Here is a 17,802-nt window from a genome sequence, read left to right as displayed (position 1 = left end):
CACTGTTCCTTATTCCTTGATTTGAAGGGAGAGCAGGGGGTTCCCTGCTCTTTCCTCGGCTAGGTCAAGCCGTCCCAATCCCCCATCATCGCGGATTTTATGAACCCGTCCGGGTCTTCGGTGAAGGCGCGGTACAGGCGGAAATGATCGGTGTCGAAAAGGTTTGTCGGGGCAAGGCCGCGATGGGTGAGACGCCACAAATCGGCCTGGGGCACGGCCATAAGGATTGGCGAATGTGTTGCCATGATGACCTGTGCGCGCGCCGAGCGTTGTATGTCGGAAAGGAGCCGTAGCAATTCAATCTGGCGGCGGGGTGACAGGGCGCTTTCGGGTTCGTCGAGGAAGTAGATACCCTGTTCAGACATCCTTTCTTCGAAAAAGCGCACAAAGCCTTCTCCGTGTGACCATGACAGGAAATCGGGTGGCGGTTTATAAGTTTCAACCGCGGCGCGATCAAGATAACGCGCGACGCTAAAGAACGTTTCGGCCTTGAAAAACCAGCCACGTGTAACCTTGGGAAGCCAACCTGCGCGCAGGTGATCCCCAAGCCCGGACCCTGAGACATCAATGGCCTGTGCATGATCGACGGGACGATAGCCTTGACCGCCGCCGGCTTGGTCAAACCCGGCCAAGCCGGCGATGGCCTCAACCAAAGTGGATTTTCCTGAGCCGTTTTCGCCGATAATGATGGTCACCGGTTGTTCGAAATTGATCTCAAAGTCATCATGCAGGAACGGGAGGTCCAGAGGATATGAGGGGGCTTGGGGCAAGGCCTCTTTGAGCGTTAATCGTTTGAGAAAAGGCGCGGGCAACGAGGTGGGTTTGGTTCGGCGGGGCATGAAACGTCTCGGAACTGATAAACCGCTGGTGGGCTGGCGTGTGGTTTCAGTTTTGAGCGATCCGTTAGGTCAAAACAAGGGGCGTTTATCCGCCCAACTGTTTGCGCATTGCCTGATACATGACGGCGGTGGCTGTATTGGCAAGGTTGAGCGAACGCACACGCGGATTGATCATTGGCAGTTTGAAAACGCGATCATCCATGCCATCCAAAATCGTCCGTGGCAGGCCTTTGGTTTCACAGCCGAAAACCAAATACCCGTTCGGGTCATATTCTGGATCGTAAATGGTTTTGTCCCCGTATTCCTCAAAGAAATACAGGCTGTCACGCGGTGGGTTGCGTGTCTCAATAAAGTCTTCCCAGGTGTCGAATTCGGTCAGGTCGACATGTTTCCAATAGTCCATACCCGCGCGCCGAACGGCCTTTTCTTCGATTGAGAAACCGTAGGGTTTGATCAGGATCAGCTCAAGATTCAACGCCAGACAGGTCCGCCCGATTGCACCTGTGTTGTAGGGAATGTCCGGGGTGACCAAGACAATCTTGAGGCGAGAGTCAGACATATGCGTTTGGAGCTTTCTACAGGACAGGAGAAGGGCGGGAGAGGCATGGCGGGGTCACCCCCGCCAGTCCAGATTTAGCCCAGAGCGTCATTACAACGTTTGCAGGTGCCGGGGTGTTTGTGCTGGCCGACGTCTGGCAGGATTTTCCAGCAACGCTGGCATTTCGCACCTTCGGCTTTTTCAAACACCACACCCACGCCTTCGGTTTCCGGTAGGCGGAAGGCCTCGGCGGGTTGCGGATCATTGTTGAGCGAGATCGCAGAGGTGATGCAGATGTCATCAAAGGGCAGCGATTTCAAAGCGGCCAATGTGTCAGCGTCACGCACATGCACAACCGGCGCGGCTTCGAGCGAGGCTCCGATGACCTTGTCGGTACGCTGCACTTCGAGCGCGGCGGTGACTACGCGACGGACCTTGCGGACCTCGGCCCATTTGGCGGCCAGCGGTTCGTCGATCCACTCTTTGGGGGTGTCGGGCATGTCGATCAGGTGCACCGAGCTCTCGTCGCCGGGGAAGCGTTCGAGCCAGACCTCTTCCATTGTAAAGACCAGGATCGGCGCGAGCCAAGTGGTCAAACGGTGGAACAGGATGTCGAGCACGGTGCGGCAGGCACGGGCGCGGTCACTGTCGCCATCGCAATAGAGCGCGTCTTTGCGGATGTCGAAATAGAAGCTCGAGAGATCGACCGTGGCAAAGTTGAACACTGTCGAAAAGACACCTTGGAAATCAAACTCCGAATAGCCCTTGCGGACCTGATGGTCGATCTCGGCCAGACGGTGCAGAATGAGGCGTTCCAGCTCAGGCATATCGGATACGGCAACACGGTCTTCTTCGGTGAAATCGCCAAGCGCGCCAAGCATATAGCGCATGGTGTTGCGCAAACGGCGGTAGCTGTCTGCGACCCCTTTGAGAATCTCAGGGCCGATGCGTTGATCGACCATATAGTCGGTCTGAGCCACCCAAAGACGCAGGATATCCGCGCCATATTGCTGAACGATCTTCTCGGGCACGATGGTGTTGCCCAATGATTTGGACATTTTGTTGCCCTTTTCATCCAGCGTGAAACCATGCGTGACCACGTTGCGGTAAGGCGCGCGGCCCAATGTGCCACAGGCCTGCAAGAGCGAGGAATGGAACCACCCTCGGTGTTGGTCCGTGCCTTCCATATAGACGTCGGCGATGCCGTCTTCGGTGCCGTCTTCGCGGTCGCGCAGAACAAAGGCATGGGTGGTGCCGGAATCGAACCACACATCCAAAACGTCAAACACCTGATCATAATCATCGGGGTTCACGTCATCGCCCAAGAAACGCTCCTTGGCTCCCTCCGCATACCAACAATCGGCACCTTCGACCTCAAACGCCTCGGCGATCCGGGCGTTAACAGCGTCATTGCGCAGCAGGAAATCGGGGTCTGTGGGCAACAGGCCTTTGCGGGTAAAGCATGACAGCGGCACACCCCACGCACGTTGACGCGACAACACCCAATCTGGGCGGGCTTCGATCATCGAATAGAGACGGTTACGGCCAGTTTGCGGCCACCATTTCACCAGTTCGTCGATCGAATTCAGCGCACGTGTGCGGATGGTTTTGCCATGTGTATCAAGGCCATCGCCAACTTCACGATCCACGGATGCGAACCATTGCGGCGTGTTGCGATAGATGATCGGGGCCTTGGAACGCCAGCTATGTGGGTAGCTATGCGCGACGCGGCCACGGGCGATGATGCCGCCCGCCTCGACCAGCTTGGCGATGACGGCATTGTTGGCTTTGCCCTCTTTGCCCTTTTTATCGATGACCTGCAGGCCTGCAAAGAACGGCACATGCGGTAGGAACTCGGATTCCTCGCCCACGTTGTGGGTCATCCGGTCAAGCCAATTGCGCGCAACAAAACACTCATAGTCTTCTTGACCATGGCTTGGTGCGGTGTGGACAAATCCCGTACCCGCATCATCGGTGACATGATCGCCATCAATCATTGGCACGTCATAGTCCCAGAACCCGTCAGCGCCGTCCATGCCGTTGAACGGGTGGGCGAGGGTGAGTCTGCCAAGTTCATCCGCCGACACATCGCGGACACGTTTGAATTGTCCCTCTTCGAGGCGCGCCTTGGTGAACACGTCTGCGGCCAGAGTGTCAGCGAGCAAGTAGGTCTCTCCTACTGCGCACCAGCATTCCTCAGGGGTGCCAGTGACTTCATAAAGGCCATAGGAGATGCCCTTGCCAAAGGCCACGGCCTTGTTTGACGGGATTGTCCAAGGGGTTGTTGTCCAGATCACCACGCGGGCATCAAGCAGGTCATTTGATCGAGTACGAACATACTCACCGATTGCTTCTTTTTCTGCTTCGCTTCCCTCAATAATTTTGCCGGCTGCTTTGGCAATAGTCTCATCGTGCTTGAATGACGCAATTTGAAACGGCACCCAGATCGTGTGGCTTTTGTGGTCGTGATATTCGACTTCAGCCTCGGCCAATGCGGTTTTTTCAACCGGCGACCACATGACGGGTTTCGAGCCCTGATAAAGCGTGCCGTTCATCAGGAATTTCATAAACTCCTCGGCGATGACGCGCTCAGCGTGGAAATTCATCGTCAGATAGGGATCGGCCCAGTTGCCGGTGATGCCCAGACGTTTGAATTCCTCACGCTGGATATCAACCCAACCCTCGGCAAACTTGCGGCATTCCTGGCGAAAATCGACAATGTTAACGTCGTCTTTGTTTTTGCCTTTTTGGCGGTACTGCTCTTCGATCTTCCACTCGATAGGAAGGCCGTGGCAATCCCAGCCCGGCACATAACGCGCATCAAACCCCATCATCTGATGGCTGCGCACGATCATGTCTTTGATGGTTTTGTTCAGCGCGTGGCCGATATGAAGGTGGCCGTTGGCATAGGGGGGACCATCGTGAAGCGTAAACGGCTTGCGGCCGGTTTTTTCGCGCAACCGGTCATAAACCCCGATTTCAGCCCAACGTTCCAACCATGCAGGTTCACGCTTGGGAAGACCCGCGCGCATGGGGAAATCGGTTTTGGGTAGGTTCAGGGTTTGTTTGTATTCGGGGGTATCTTGGGGCGTGTCGGCGCACATATGGGGCGTCCTCGGACTTATCTGTCAGGAAATATCGGAAAGGGGCGGCGCGGCATTCCAGACGCCTTGTCCCGGCAGCTCGCGTTCAGAGCGCCGGGTAAATAATTCGAATGATGATCGCGACGGGGTACATCATGAGGGCGCTTATAGGCCCGCTTTTGAGCAGGGTAAAGATAGGATGCAAGGCTGCTGCATTTCGTCATATCCTTTGTGATGTTAAGCGCTTGCATCTCGGAGGTATTTCTTGAACTTTGCCGTCAAGAATTTTGTTTAAAAGTCTGGAAAAAATAATGGCCTTATCACGATTGACTTTGGGTATTACGTGCGCGCTTGGCTTGGTGGGCTGTGTCGAAGATCATGGCACAGCTGTGCCCCTCAAGTTGAGCCCTGAGGTGCAATTGACCGCTAAAGGGCGCTCTATGCCGATCGCGCGGATCGCCGCTGTGCGGTTCAACGTTGGTAAGCACGAGCAAAGACAAAACCGCCTGCTGCCTTTCCAATACATAACCTGTCACTTTGAGGCCGCGACTTTTTCGATGGATATTGAGGAAAGCGGTGTGTTTAATTTGCCGCTCTACGGCAAGAACACGCCTCCGATTACAATCACCTGCAATCGCTTTGGCACAGACGTTACGCATGTGTTCAAACCGCGCAAAGTTTCCGGGGGGCAGGGTGGTGCCGATTGGATTTATCCGATGATAAATTTCGCGCTTATCGGCCCTCCTATGCATCGCTCGTAGAGCAGGCTTGTCGTCCAAATGAATTTCAGAAATCGAAATTTATTTGGACCGTCGCTTGATGTCTTTTGATAAACACGAATTTGCTTGGGAACCGATAATGGCGGTGCGCGCATGTGTATTATCTGAGGACAAAGCATTCTGCGCCAATCTGTCGGCTGGGATATCGGCACTTGAGGCCTAATGTGCCACCAAAGGAGTTTCCAAATGGCGATGATCCCACCCAAAATTGACATCACTCGCGCCGAAATCGAACGCGTGGTTGCGTCATTTTACGACTGTGTCCGACGCCACCCGGGATTGGGGCCGGTCTTTGCGGTGCATGTGGATGATTGGCCCAAACACGAGGCCAAGATCGTTGGATTTTGGGCCAATGCGATTTTGTATGAACGTAGCTATGACGGCAATCCATTAGAGGTTCATCGGCAGGCGGGCAATGTGCGGCCGGGGATGTTTGACGCCTGGCTGGGCTTGTTTGACGGTGTGTTGCGGCAAGAATTGCATGAAGATCAAGCAGCGGCCTGGTCGGCTTTGGCGCATCGCATCGGGCGATCATTGCGTGCCGGTGTGGTTGAAAAACAAACCGGGCCGGGGGGCATCCCGATCCTGCGCTGATTTACCAGAGCTCTGGGCGGGCGAGCATCAGCCATAGGATGGCTGCGACGGCGAAAAAGGCCGGGAAACCACAGGCAAACCAGATGCGGAACAGCCTGAAATATCGGGATGTTAAAGGCGTGTTTTGCGCCACACAGTCCTGGGCGATGTTACGCAGTTGGATCTGAATCCAAACCACTGGCAACCAGAACAGACCGGTTAGAACATAAAGCCCGAGCGAGAGCAAAATCCAGCTTTCGGTGAGATCCCATCCCAGGGCGCGGGCAAGCAGCCAGCCGGTGATGGGCTGCACCACAACGGCCGTGGCGGTGAACAGCGTGTCGGCCAAAACCACAGTTCCCGCGACATGGGCGATCAGCTTGGCATCGCGGGTCTGATGCGCCACGAGCATGAAAAACGCGATGCCTGCGCCGGTGCCAAAGAGCACAGCCGCGCCGACAATATGCACCCAGCGCAGGGCCAGTTCATAAAGCATCACCGTTCCTCCAACAGCGCCCATGTGATCAGGGCCAAGAGAAAAGCCGGGCCGATTTTGACGAGCGGCCCGAGCGGGTCAAGCCAGAGGCTTGGTGAGACCAATGTGCTTAGTCCCAAATAGATGAGGCACACAGCAGCCATGCCCAGACAGGCCCATCTTGCCATCGGTCGCCAGAGCAAGGCGGCGGCCAGAGATAGATCGACCACAGACCAAAAGAGAACGGATAGGCGCGACAGGCCGACATCCCAACCCTGAGCCTGCAGGTGGGCGGCGGCCTGGGGCAGGCTAATCACCCCGATCACCCCGGAGAGCGCCCAAAACAGCACCAGCATTGCCACACACAGAGGCATGAACAACGCCATGCGCGCCTGAAGGCGATGTTCGGGGCCCAGATGCAGGCCGGATAGGATATTTTGCATATCTGGCAGGGGTTTGTGCAGATCGGACCAGCGGATCGGATCGCCGATCAGATCATGGTTCAAGACCTGTGTCGCGGTCGAGCGTAGCGGGCTGCGCCACCCCAAACGCCCGAGCAAATCCGCGCCGCAACTGGTGAGCGAGACGAGCCAATTTGGCGCCGTCCAGACATGGCGAGCAGGAGCAAACCCCAACGCCGCGCGGTGGGCACGCACAATCTCGGCCAGGGGCTGGGGTTGGTCTTCTACCAAATCGAAAATTTGCCCGGATGGGACATCGCCAGCCACCGCACAGACCACGGCAGCGGCCACATCATGGGCAGAGACGCTTTGCATTTGCGCCCTTGGCAAGGCCAACGGTTGTATCACCGGAACCGCAGTCAGCAGGCGGATCAACGCGGTGCCACCATAGGCGCTTTGGGCAAGGACGAGGCCGGGCCGCAGGACAATTGCATCGGCTCCAGAGTCCAAAAGCGCCGCATCGCCGCGCGCTTTGGAGGATAGAAAGGCAATCGGGCTTGTTACGTCCGCACCAATTGCTGAAATCTGAACGGTTTTGATGTTTCGCAACTTGGTGGCCTCGGCCAAGGCGGCCACAGCATGGTGATGCAGATTTTCCAAAGCGTCGCGGGCGCTGTCTTGCAAGGCCCCGGCGCAATTTACCACGACCTGAACGTTGTTAAGGTAAGGCGTCCAATCGGCGGCCGTGGTGAGTTTAGCCATATCCAATTGGACAAATCGCAAGGCTGGCAAGCGCCGCGCGGCGGCGCGACTGTCGCGTCCAGCGACGAAAACCTCATGCCCAGCATCCGCCAAAGCTTGACAGATTTCGGCCCCGATCAACCCATAGCCCCCAAGGACAAGAACCGTCATCGCGGAACGTTCAGCAAGGGCCGCCGACAATGCCAAGCCCCCGTACCAAATGCAAAAGACCGACCGCGACGGCTGTCAAGCAGAGCCAAAGGTTGAGCGCACGCCCGGTTTCCAAATCACGGGCCTTGAAAATACCGGTGCTGGCCAAGGCCATGGTCAGCCCGCCCAGGCACAGCGCAGCAAAATCCATATGGGTGCAGACGGTTGTGCCATTTGCGCTCACCGTTCCAGTAGACGTCAACTTGATGGCAAACCCCAAAACGGCGACCAACATCGCGCTTTTGGTCACTGTGGTAAGCTCATGCCAACGCATGTCGGTCTCCGATCGTTGATCAATATTGGCGCATAGGAGATCAAGCCCGGCCCGAGGTCAAGAACAGCCACACTTTTTGGCCGCGACATCTGCGCCCTGCGGCAGCGCGTCCCTTGCCCTTGGGGAAACCGCAGAGTTTGCTGCGTCTCACAGTAAAATTGGGTAACGCATAGGTTTTTGGGGTCATGAGCCAACGCTATGACATTGCAATTGTTGGGGCCGGGATCGGTGGGCTGGCCCTCGCCGCCGCGCTGGGGCAGCGTGGTCGTAAAGTGCGGGTGTTTGACAGATTTGACAGCCCCGCGCCGGTTGGATCAGGGTTGGTGATCCAACCTGTTGGGCAACGGGTGTTGCATGAATTGGGGATTGGCACGCAGACGGAGGCATTGGGGCGCAAACTCTACCGAATGTTGGGCACCGAGGCCGAGCATGCGCGCAAAATTCTGGATGTCACTTATGACACGCCGGGCGAACCACGCTTTGGTCTCGCGATTCATCGAGCTGCGTTGTTTGACTGTTTGCTTGCAGCCGCGGTCCATGCTGGGGTGGAACTGATCCCTGGGCAAGAGGTTATCGGCGCGCAGGGCGGTTATGTGATCACAGCCCAGGGACGTCAGGGCCGGTTTGATCTGATTGTTGATGCATCTGGGGCCGGGTCTGTTTTGTCGCCGCTGCGAGCGCGCGAATTGGGGTATGGGGCACTGTGGGCAACAGTCGACTGGCCGGAACAGACCCCCCTGCCACAGGATGAATTGCGCCAGCGGTACTTGAAGGCGCGGCACATGGTTGGGGTTTTGCCAATCGGGACCCTGTCTTCGCAAAACCCGATTCAAAAAGCGGCGATTTTCTGGTCATTGCCCGCAAGGGGGTACCAGAGTTGGCGCGCCAAAGGGTTGGAGGCATGGCAAAACGAGGCGACATCGCTTTGGCCCGAATTTGGCGATTTTTCCAGCCAGATCAGCGATATGGATCAAATGACCATGGCGCGATATGCCCATGGGACGCTACGCCGCCCCTATGGCCAGGATTTGATCATGATCGGGGATGCCGCGCACCGCGCCAGCCCGCAGCTTGGGCAGGGTGCGAATATGGCGCTTTTGGATGCGTGGTCCTTGGCGCAAGCGCTTGATCAAGAGGGCGGGGACATGGCGCGCGCGGCTCAAAGCTATGCGCGGGCGCGGCGGTGGCATGTGCGGGTCTACCAAGCCATGAGTTGGGCATTTACCCCTATGTATCAATCGGATAGTCGGTTGCTGCCAATTCTGCGCGATCATGCCCTTGCCCCGATGGCGATGCGGCCGATGATGCGCAGGATGCTCACGCGATTGGTGTGCGGCGATCTGCTACCGCCGGGATAGCATCGCGTCTTGCCAGCGGAGCATGACCCGCAACGAAATACCGATGACACCCAGCACAATCCAAAAGATCTGGATCAGGGCTGATGCCAGATTGAATTCATGGCTCAGGCTTATCAATACGAGTGTGGCGGCACAGGTGTTGTAGGCAAAGTAGCGGATGCTATCGCTGTTCAGAAGACGCAATGTCAGACAGGTATAGACGCAAACATAGGCGCAAAAACCCAATACACCGGCAAGTCTATAGTAAGCATCCACGCTGGATACATCAAAAAAATCGGCCATTTCTGACACCCTGACATCACTCTAAATGAGAATTTCAATGGATTGGTTTTAGGTTAGATTTGGGCCCAAAAACAGTCACGTATTCCTGACCGTTGGGGGCGTGACACTAGATGTGAAAGAGCGAGCCAACGCCAAAGGCGATCCCGGCGGCTACGGACCCAATCGCCAAAGTTTCCAATCCTGAACGCCACCATGGGCTAAGAGACCAGCGGCTTTTGAGCGTACCAATACCAAAGAACCCCGCCAGGGTCAGCACAATCGACGCGGAAAAGGCCGAGGTCGCGCCAATAAGAAACGGCAACAGCGGTATGAAACCAGCGACGAGAAATGCGCCAAATGTCACAAGCGCGGCGCGCATCGGGTGTGGGTCAACCGAGGCGAGGCCATATTCCCCTTCGAGCATGGTTTTGATCCAAGTTTCGCGATTGGCCGCGAGCTGATCGACGGCGTCGTCTAGCGTGTGTCCCGACAGGCCTTTTTGCGCCAAAATGCTACGCAATTCACGCCGCTCACCCTCTGGGTCAACCTTGATGTGGCGCTCTTCGACAGCACGCAGGCGCTTGATGTCATCCAATTCGGCCTTGGTGGCGGAATAATTGCCGGCGGCCATGGAAAACCCATCGGCCAGAACATTCGCCACGCCCAACGCCACGATCACAAAAGGGGACAGGCCCGCACCGGCCACCCCGGCCACAATGGCAAAGGTGGTGATTGAGCCGTCAATCGCCCCATAAACAATGTCACGCAAATCTCCGCGGCCCGGTGGTTGGGCCAGACGGGTATCGATTTCGGCTTGGCTATGCCCGTGCTCTAACGGGGGGCGTGTTGGGGTGCTGGGCATGGCGCGGCTCCTTGGTTTTGGAGGCAGAGTGCCGCCTTCAAACCACGCGCACCATGCGCTGGATCAATCCAATGGGTCGGCGTTTTGGGATGTGTCTGGTTCTGGAGCCTGTTCCGGTGTTGGTGGGCTTGTCCGCATTTGGACCCAACGATTGAGCCAAGCCAGCCCCGCCAAGGCAATCCCCAACATCAGGAATGAAAACACCCGAACCAATCCATTCAGGCCTGAAATGTCGATCAAAAACACTTTGGCCACCGCGAGGGCAATCATCGCGACACCGGCGCGGCGCAGAAGGTCGGACTGTCGGGCAAGCGCCTGATAAAACAGCAAAGCACCGATCAGCAAAAGGGCGACAGTGTAGCTATAGAGCTCGGGTTGGGTCACGCCGTTTTGTAACGTCATCAAGGCCTCACCGCGCCAAGCGTGACGAATTGTCAAGCCACCCCAAACGGCAAGGGTGGCAATGGCCAAGATGCCAAAGATTGGGCGCAGAATATGGCGGGCGGGTTGGACCCGAAGGGCAACCGCGAACAGCGCCAATGCCGGCAGCAAGTAGGCCGGGATCAGCGTGTTGAACAGCGGCGGCCCAGCGATGAATTCACCGCTTAACAACGGGTTGGCCAAACTAAGCGCAATCGCCAATGAGCCGAACGCAAACAAGCTATAAACTCCGGCCAAAAATATACGCATCCAACGTAGTTTCCCGCCCATTTCAATGCGCATCAACTGGGTCAGGATCAATCCGATCCAGATGGTCGCATGCAGACCAAGTTCTGCAAGGTCCTGTGACCCCAGCAAAGCGTTTATCAGGCGATGAAGGGTCAGGCTTGCCGTCATGCCTCCCACCGACCAGATGGCGCTTTCGACAAAGACTTTGGAACGCGGGCGCACCATTGGCATCAAGAGCCAATAGCTGATGCAAAGCGCAACCAATGTCCCGCCATAGGCCGCAAGCATTTGCATCAAGGGCGCATCAAAGCCCCAATCCAAGCCTGGATCAAACACCAAACGGATGCCCAAGGCGACAATGCCAGCCGAGATATACAGGCCCATCAAAGACAGGTTAAACCGTCTGTCCAACGCAGCGGCGGCGACCACCGTGGCGGCAAGGGCCAAGGTTAGGGCCGCATCAAACAGCACAACGCTGACGGCGAAGGCCAGACTGGCCAGAGCTGAAATCACCGCCATCGAGGTGCGGATTTTGCCGGTGTTATCGGTGTTGTCCGTGGCGGCAAACCGAGTCGCCATCGCCGTCATCAGAGCGGCCAAGGCCAGCGCATGGAACGCCCAAGGCCAAGCGCCGATTGTGGTTGTGGGCTGCCACGACAATTCCAATGTCAGGCCTGCCAAGGGGGCCAAAAGGACCGCACCGCCCGCCCAAGCCGTGGCGAAGGGCCCGTTTTTCAGGCTATGCCAGGCGGCGAAAATGCTGGGTAGGATGGCAGCGAACAACAACCAGGTGATTGTCCATGGCATGCGGGTTTCGGTCTGGCCGTCTTGGGCGGCAAGTACGTCGGTTAGAGCCTGCTGGACAGGGCCGTTAATCCCGGGCAGCCCCAGCAAGGCCAAGAGTGTCAGCGCTGGGAATAAGGTGTGATCCTGCAGCGCCGGGGCGGTTCGTGACCAGAAAGTAAACAGAAGTGTCAAACCTGAGATAAGGGTCAGGTTGAGCCAAAAATTCCCTGCACTGGCTGCGGCCGTCACACCAAGAATGCCGCAGGCTGCCAGGGTCATTACAATGGACAAACGGGCCGGAAAAATGGGCCAAACATTGGTTTTGTCGCGCAATATGGACCCGACAAAAGCATGCACTGTCGTGCGACCTTGGTGATCGGGCATCAGGCTGCGCGACGGGATCAAAACGCTGAGAACCACCAAAACACTGGCATAGCCCGCCAACCCCGCGGCGAGCGTGTCATCGTTGATCGCGCCGAGCCACAAAAGTACGCCAGCACAGGTGCCGCATATCAAGGCAAGCGCACTGATCCAAGCCCAACGGCGCACGGTGTCAATGCCAAGGCCGAGCGCGACCATAAAGGCAAAATAGGCAAACAACCATTCGGGACGATCACTTTGCCCGCCCACCAGAAAGGGCGCGGCAATGCCTCCGATCAAGCCAATCGCGGCCAGCAATGCGCCATAGAACCAGCCCAAAATCATTGCTCCAAGAGCGATGACAAAGAGCGCCATCAGCGCCGTGCCGGGATCGATCATGTCATACAACATGCGGGCGGATAAGACGCCGCCCATCAGGGTCACCAACCCCGCGCCGCTCAGAACGGACGGCAAATAGGCGGTGCTGCTTTGCTCACTATCGCCAAAACGGCGGCGGATGAATTCGCCTGCACCGATCAAGAGCGCACCAAAAGCGAGGGCCGATGCGACACGGGCGGCGGGGCTGAGAAGCCCGGTTTCAATGCCATATTGCACAAGGAAAATACCCGACAACGCAAGCGACACAGCAGCGACGGCGTAGAACCAGTTTTCACGCAGCCAAATTGAAAGGCGGGTCAAACGGGCTTTGGAAAAGACCACAGGTTCGCGGGCGCTTTTGGGCGGAATCTCAACGCGCGGTCTGTCCCAAACCGGTGCGCGGGTTGCGATCGGGGTGGGCGCGCTTTGAGCGGGCTCAGTGGTTTTGGGGTCTGCTCTGCCAATTGGAACAACGTTGTCCGCGTTGGGCGGCAGGATTGGGTCGGATGGGGGGGAATCGGCCAATGTCTGATGTTGCAAAGCCGCGACAGTGGCGCGTAGGTCTTGCACGTCCCGTTTTAGGCGTATGTGAGACACAACAAGCCAGATGAACGCCATCGGGATGGCCAAAAGCGCAATGCCAATCAGGAGTATTGCTTCTTCCATAAATTTTGATCCCACGCGGTTTGGACAACGCTAACGTGCCAAGGAGCCCCGGGAAAGGTGCGGCAAACCTGACCTTAATTGGCACAGCCTCCGAGACACGCGCTGACAAAACCCTTGCACGGGTTTTGCCAATTCCATTGTTGGAATTTGGGTGCGCGCGCCTAGGACTTGTCCGATGAAAACAGGCCGCCCAAAGCCTGTCGGATGATTTGGCTGACCGACGGGCGTTTCGTGGCTGTAAAAGGCAGGGGGCGGCACACTTCGATGGCGGCGACACCAACCCGCGCGGTCAATGAACCATTGACCAACCCCTCGCCAAATCGGCGAGACAGTTTCCCAAGCAACCCGCCGCCCAAGATCGGCTCAAGCATATCATCCCCAACGGCAACCGCACCGGTGGCAACCAGATGGGACATCACAGCCCGGGTTAATCGCCAGCTGCCCAAGGTGCCAGATCGACCGCCATAGATTTCGGCGATCCGGCGGATCATTCGCAGGTTCGCAGTCAGCGCTGTGGCCACATCCGCCAGGGCAATTGGCACAAGCGCGGTGACTGTCGCAACTTGGCGTGCTGCGGCTTCGACTTCGCGCTGGGCGGCGATGTCGAGCGGGACAAGCAATTCGGTTTCGGCCAACCCAAGCAGGCCAGAGGCATCAAAGATTTCCTCTTTGCGCTCAGTCAAGCGTTCAGCCCCCCAGCGCGTATCATCGCGACCGTTATAAAGTGACAAAAGCTGCGCTGTGACCTTGCGTGCGCCGTCGAGATCTTCGTTGGCCAACGCACTATCAGCCGCGCGGTGCAAGGCGTCGATCCGCGACAGACGGGCAAAAGCCGACAGCTCTTTGAGGGCGATCAGGAGGCAAACCAACACAAAAACCGCAATCAACCCAGTGACTGCCCAGCCCAAAATCGGGTTGGCAACGATCAGCGCCGTGGCATAGTTCCACGCAGCAATCGAGATCACTGTTCCAAGCAACGTCAAGAGCAGCCGCCAAAACCAACGGGCCAGTTTTGAGGGCTCCCGCGCGGCAAGTGTCGCCGCTGTTGCCATGGCCTGACCCTGTGGAGGCAGGGCATAGGATGCGTCGGGAACCGGGGGAGCCTCAGAGGGGGACGGCGCGGTAGTGCTGTCATCATCGAGAGGGATGAGGACGGGGCCTTTGGGATCAGTCATATGTATCCTCGGTCTCGGCTAGAGTGTGTTGTTTTGCTTGGGCTGATTGTGCGGCGTGCATCGGTTTTTCGGCCGTTTTGGACTTGTGCCATCGCAGGTGCACGTCAGGCAGTTGTTCTTCGTTGCCTGTGCCATCGGTGCGCTCAACCTCTTTAAATCCGGCTCGGTCATAAAACTGCAAGGCGCGGTGATTTGCGACAAAGGTCCAGAGATCCAAGCTCGGGACTTTGCTTTTGGCGTCGTCCACCAAGGCACGGCCAACACCGGCCCCTTGGTACGCTTCGGCCACAAAGAGTGCATGCACATAGGTTCCATGGCGCGAGATAAACCCGGTGATCACACCGGTTTCGTCTTGGGCAACCGTGATCCATCCACGCTCTATCATCTCGCTTGCATGGGCGATGTCTTGGGCAGCACTATGCAACCGGGGCTTCCACTCTCTTGATGTCACTGCTTGGGTGAACATCGCCCCGAGTTTGCTGGCATCAAGCGCGTGGGACGGTCGCAAGTAGATGCCGCTCATAGTTTGTCGCCAATCAGGAACTGCGCAGCGCGATCCAGTCGGATATGCGGCGGGCCAATCCCCGGCTTGAGGGTGAGCAGGGCCGGTGCAAAATTCATCACTTCATAGTCCTGACCGAGCCAGTCTTCGGCCCCATCCCGCGCCGGACCAAGCAGATGCGCCGGGTCTTCGGGCAGGGCACCGGGGTAAAACGCCGCTTGTTTTCCAGTCTCTAACAATGTGCCGCGTACGCAGTCCAAATCGCGGCCCGCATGGGCAATCGTTTGTTCGGTGGTGGCGCGCAGGCTGGCCAGCGACAGGGCTTGGGTTTCCGCACCGGCAAATCGCGCCCGATCACGTGCCTCGCGTGTCATGGCCTCCATAATGCCGGTCAATTGCGGGTGCTGACTGTGATGCAAATGATCGGCTTTGGTGGCCGCGAAGAGGATTTTTTCGACCCTTTTGCCCAGCAATAGATTGGTCAAAAACGCGTTCGCGCCGGGGCGATAGGCGGTGAGAATATCTGCCATCGTCTGGCGCAAATCTTCGACAGCGCGCGGGCCCGCATGGATCGCACCCAGCGCATCCACCAAAACAACCTGCCGATCAATCCGCGAAAAGTGATCGCGAAAGAACGGTTTCACTACGCGGGATTTATAGGATTCAAAACGGCGCTCCATCTCGCGCCAAAGCGATTTGCGCGGAACCGTTCCTTTGGGCGGCAACGGCGCAAAGGTCAAAACAGGCGAGCCAGCCAATTCGCCGGGCAACAAGAACCGCCCCGGAGAGCAGTCGGAAAACCCGGCTTTGCGGGCCACATGCAAGGCCTCGGTATAGGTCTGCGCCAAAGCACGGGCGCGGGTTTCATCCAACGGTTGGGTGCTGTCTTCGGCGCTCGCCATGTCGACATAGGCAGGGCCGTCGGGGCGATGGGCCATGCGGGTCAGCATTTCAGACGACCAATCGGCGTAGGATTTATCAAGCAACGACAGATCCAAAAGCCATTCGCCGGGGTAATCGACGATGTCCAGATGGATCGTGCGCGGGCCTTGAAAACCGGACAGCATCCCAGTGGGTTTTACCTTGAGCGACAGGCGCAATTCGGAAACCGAGCGCGTGCTGTCGGGCCATGTCGGCTGGCGCGATGTCAAATCGCCAAGGTGATTTTCGTAGTCAAAACGGGGGATTGTGTCATCTGGTTGCGGCTGAAGATAGGCGGATAATATCCGCCCTTCGGATTGCGCCACCAGTTGTGACATGCGGCCACGATCCATAAGGTTGGCCACCAATGAGGTGATAAAAACCGTCTTGCCCGCCCGTGCCAAGCCGGTCACACCAAGACGTATGGTTGGTTCCAAGAACGCTTCGGACAGGGTGTCCGTCACATTGCCCACACTGCGGCTTACCGAATCCGCAATTGCGCCAATCACCATGAAATCCCGCCTCTTCACCTGAACTTGATCGTAACTTAATCATCCCTGACAAGAACAACCAGAGGGCAGGCACGGGGAATTGTCGAGCCCGACCGCCTCTGCAGCCGGGCCCAAGGGGCACACATGGGTTACCCAAGGGTTATTGGGCTTGATTCCACACCGTCAGCCCGGCGAACGCCGCGACCGGGATGAGCGTCAGCAGCATCGACAGGGCGCGCGTCGGCCCCCAGCCCTTGGTGCGAATGATGTGATAGTGCATCAACCGCCCGACGCATAGCACCAGCCCACCGGTCAAAATCCACATCTGATCGGTGCCGGAAATCTCTGCTGCGGCCATGGCAATCAGCGCGATGGGGGCATTTTCGGTGAAATTCGCATGGGCGCGCATGTTGCGACGTAAATCCAGATCACCGTCATCGTAAAAGTGTATCTGGTTGGGCACGCGGGCTGCACCGACAAGCATTGTGATCACCACATGCATCAGCGCGAAACCGGCGACAAAGTAGAGCGTGATCGCTGGGGTCATGACGCCGCCCTTTTCCAGATCGCCAAAACGGACCCACCGGGATCGCGCAGAAATGTCGCTGTGCCCGCTGGTCCTACCAAATTTTCGGCAATCACCTCGGCTCCGTTGGTTCTGGCTTTGTCGGTTTCGAGGTTCAGGTCCTGAACTTCGATATAGGGCACCCAGCCCGAGATGCCGGGCATCTCGTCGCAGGTTGCCGCAAAGGGCATGTCGCCTGAGGTGGTCAGAAAGGTCATAGGGCCGATATCTTGGGTGCTCCAGCCAAAGTTTTGAGACAGAAAGTCGGTGGTTTTGCCGCGCTCAGCGCTGATATTATCGAACCAGACAAAGGGGGAAGACATATGGGTTTCTCCTGTTGGGAACATTACTTGCAAATTGCAAGTGAGATGATGCGCAGTTCACTTTTATTTTGCAAGTGATGAATTTCGCGCTACATGCGTTTCATGACAAAAACCGACAAGACCCTCTGGAATGGCTGTCCGGTGCGCTATGCGGCCGGTGTGTTTGGCGACAAATGGAGCTTTGTGCTTTTGCGCGACGTGCTCTTGCACGGCAAACGCTATTACGGCGATTTCCAAGCGTCCGAAGAGGGCATCTCGACAAACATTCTGGCCAAGCGCCTCGCGCATTTGGTTGAGACCGGCATGTTGACGCGCCATGTGGACAGCACATCGCGCAACAAAGTGTTTTATCGACCAACAGTAAAGGCGCGGGCGCTGATCCCGGCGCTTTTGGGGATGATGGTGTGGTCAACCGAATATGATGCCAGCACCCAGGCCCCCGAAAGTTTCGCCGCTGCCTTTCGCAGTGATCCCAAAGGCACAATTGCGTGGTATGAGGCGGAAATCGACAAGGTGAATGCGGATTTGCCGGCTGGAGAGGCTTGACGCCACGACTGCCTGCGCCAGTTATA

18 protein-coding genes are annotated in these 17,802 nt (G+C 57.3%); 4 read left to right on the top strand and 14 right to left on the bottom strand.

What is annotated here, in order from left to right:
- Positions 1 to 59 precede the first annotated feature (59 nt).
- The 3 genes from ACRBB0_RS18555 to ileS all read right to left on the bottom strand — a co-directional run bounded on the left by ACRBB0_RS18555 (position 60) and on the right by ileS (position 4,481).
- Entirely contained in the window at positions 60 to 839 is a 780-nt protein-coding gene (locus tag ACRBB0_RS18555; RefSeq protein WP_431375947.1) for an AAA family ATPase, read from the bottom strand.
- An 85-nt stretch (positions 840 to 924) separates the two neighbouring features.
- A complete protein-coding gene (locus ACRBB0_RS18550; protein WP_431375946.1) occupies positions 925 to 1,398 on the bottom strand; it encodes a tRNA (cytidine(34)-2'-O)-methyltransferase in 474 nt (157 codons plus the stop codon).
- Between the two features lie 74 nt (positions 1,399 to 1,472).
- Positions 1,473 to 4,481 (bottom strand): isoleucine--tRNA ligase, encoded by a 3,009-nt coding sequence (gene ileS, locus ACRBB0_RS18545; protein ID WP_431375945.1) that lies wholly within the window; start codon positions 4,479 to 4,481, stop codon positions 1,473 to 1,475.
- A 290-nt stretch (positions 4,482 to 4,771) separates the two neighbouring features.
- On the opposite strand from ileS, the gene ACRBB0_RS18540 reads away from it, so the two are divergent.
- Positions 4,772 to 5,221, top strand: a complete 450-nt coding sequence (locus ACRBB0_RS18540; RefSeq protein ID WP_431375944.1) for a hypothetical protein — start codon at positions 4,772 to 4,774, stop codon at positions 5,219 to 5,221.
- A 210-nt stretch (positions 5,222 to 5,431) separates the two neighbouring features.
- Positions 5,432 to 5,833 carry a group III truncated hemoglobin gene (locus ACRBB0_RS18535; protein ID WP_431375952.1) on the top strand — a complete coding sequence of 134 codons (402 nt, stop codon included), beginning with the start codon at positions 5,432 to 5,434 and terminating at the stop codon, positions 5,831 to 5,833.
- 1 nt (position 5,834) lies between these two features.
- On the opposite strand, the gene ACRBB0_RS18530 is transcribed toward ACRBB0_RS18535, so the two are convergent.
- From ACRBB0_RS18530 to ACRBB0_RS18520, 3 genes are read right to left on the bottom strand one after another with little or no spacing between them, the layout of a single operon-like run.
- A complete protein-coding gene (locus tag ACRBB0_RS18530; protein WP_431375943.1) occupies positions 5,835 to 6,308 on the bottom strand; it encodes a DUF2269 family protein in 474 nt (157 codons plus the stop codon).
- Positions 6,308 to 7,600, bottom strand: coding sequence for an SDR family oxidoreductase (locus tag ACRBB0_RS18525; RefSeq protein WP_431375942.1), 1,293 nt, complete (start codon positions 7,598 to 7,600; stop codon positions 6,308 to 6,310). The genes ACRBB0_RS18530 and ACRBB0_RS18525 overlap by 1 nt, the downstream gene beginning before the upstream one ends.
- A 10-nt stretch (positions 7,601 to 7,610) precedes the next feature.
- On the bottom strand, positions 7,611 to 7,913 hold the full coding sequence (locus ACRBB0_RS18520) for a hypothetical protein (RefSeq protein ID WP_431375941.1): 303 nt from the start codon (positions 7,911 to 7,913) through the stop codon (positions 7,611 to 7,613).
- 185 nt (positions 7,914 to 8,098) lie between these two features.
- Between ACRBB0_RS18520 and ACRBB0_RS18515 the strand changes: the two genes are divergently transcribed.
- Positions 8,099 to 9,271, top strand: a complete 1,173-nt coding sequence (locus ACRBB0_RS18515) for an FAD-dependent oxidoreductase (RefSeq protein ID WP_431375940.1) — start codon at positions 8,099 to 8,101, stop codon at positions 9,269 to 9,271.
- On the opposite strand, the gene ACRBB0_RS18510 is transcribed toward ACRBB0_RS18515, so the two are convergent.
- The 8 genes from ACRBB0_RS18510 to ACRBB0_RS18475 form a co-directional block, all read right to left on the bottom strand.
- A complete protein-coding gene (locus tag ACRBB0_RS18510) occupies positions 9,257 to 9,553 on the bottom strand; it encodes a CBU_0592 family membrane protein (RefSeq protein WP_431375939.1) in 297 nt (98 codons plus the stop codon). The two genes, ACRBB0_RS18515 and ACRBB0_RS18510, sit on opposite strands and share 15 nt — an antisense overlap.
- Positions 9,554 to 9,659: 106 nt before the next feature.
- Entirely contained in the window at positions 9,660 to 10,394 is a 735-nt protein-coding gene (locus ACRBB0_RS18505; RefSeq protein WP_431375938.1) for a VIT1/CCC1 transporter family protein, read from the bottom strand.
- A 63-nt stretch (positions 10,395 to 10,457) separates the two neighbouring features.
- On the bottom strand, positions 10,458 to 13,253 hold the full coding sequence (locus ACRBB0_RS18500; protein ID WP_431375937.1) for a DUF2339 domain-containing protein: 2,796 nt from the start codon (positions 13,251 to 13,253) through the stop codon (positions 10,458 to 10,460).
- Between the two features lie 161 nt (positions 13,254 to 13,414).
- Complete coding sequence (locus ACRBB0_RS18495) at positions 13,415 to 14,428, bottom strand: YcjF family protein (protein ID WP_431375936.1); 1,014 nt, start codon at positions 14,426 to 14,428, stop codon at positions 13,415 to 13,417.
- Entirely contained in the window at positions 14,421 to 14,951 is a 531-nt protein-coding gene (locus ACRBB0_RS18490) for an N-acetyltransferase family protein (RefSeq protein WP_431375935.1), read from the bottom strand. Before ACRBB0_RS18490 ends, ACRBB0_RS18495 begins: the two co-directional genes overlap by 8 nt.
- Entirely contained in the window at positions 14,948 to 16,363 is a 1,416-nt protein-coding gene (locus ACRBB0_RS18485) for a YcjX family protein (protein ID WP_431375934.1), read from the bottom strand. The genes ACRBB0_RS18490 and ACRBB0_RS18485 overlap by 4 nt, the downstream gene beginning before the upstream one ends.
- Positions 16,364 to 16,502: 139 nt before the next feature.
- Positions 16,503 to 16,889 carry an MAPEG family protein gene (locus ACRBB0_RS18480; RefSeq protein WP_431375933.1) on the bottom strand — a complete coding sequence of 129 codons (387 nt, stop codon included), beginning with the start codon at positions 16,887 to 16,889 and terminating at the stop codon, positions 16,503 to 16,505.
- A complete protein-coding gene (locus ACRBB0_RS18475) occupies positions 16,886 to 17,230 on the bottom strand; it encodes a VOC family protein (protein WP_431375932.1) in 345 nt (114 codons plus the stop codon). Before ACRBB0_RS18475 ends, ACRBB0_RS18480 begins: the two co-directional genes overlap by 4 nt.
- Positions 17,231 to 17,323: 93 nt before the next feature.
- On the opposite strand from ACRBB0_RS18475, the gene ACRBB0_RS18470 reads away from it, so the two are divergent.
- Positions 17,324 to 17,776, top strand: coding sequence for a winged helix-turn-helix transcriptional regulator (locus tag ACRBB0_RS18470; RefSeq protein ID WP_431375931.1), 453 nt, complete (start codon positions 17,324 to 17,326; stop codon positions 17,774 to 17,776).
- The last annotated feature ends 26 nt before the right edge of the window (positions 17,777 to 17,802 follow it).

This window comes from Pelagimonas sp., from assembly GCF_050633425.1.
Lineage (GTDB): Bacteria > Pseudomonadota > Alphaproteobacteria > Rhodobacterales > Rhodobacteraceae > Pelagimonas.
This window is presented reverse-complemented; position numbering and strand designations above follow the sequence as displayed.